Here is a 309-nt window from a genome sequence, read left to right as displayed (position 1 = left end):
TCGATGGACAGGCTAATCTCACCTTGTATTTCATCCCTAACGAAGATGACGTTGAGACCAGCATCTTTGATGCCCTCGTAGATGGAGAACCATTGCCAGTGAAGCATATCAGGGACAATCTTGACCTTGTGCCATCGTCACTTGAAATGGCGAGTGCAGAGATTGCCCTAACCAATCTCCTGGCAAGAGAACAGCTGCTCAGTAGGCTTCTTGACCCAATCAGACAGGACTATGATTACATCCTCATCGACTGCCCACCTTCATTGGGCATCGTCACCACGAATGCCTTTCTTGCAGCCGATGAAATCA

The 309-nt window shown here is 48.5% G+C and carries 1 protein-coding gene; it reads left to right on the top strand.

Annotated elements, in window-relative coordinates; translation table 11 throughout:
• Positions 1 to 309 (top strand): ParA family protein (locus I6E38_RS15170; protein ID WP_235394749.1); only part of this gene is annotated, 309 nt, incomplete at both ends.

It is taken from the genome of Leyella stercorea, from assembly GCF_021531355.1.
Lineage (GTDB): Bacteria > Bacteroidota > Bacteroidia > Bacteroidales > Bacteroidaceae > Prevotella.
This window is presented reverse-complemented; position numbering and strand designations above follow the sequence as displayed.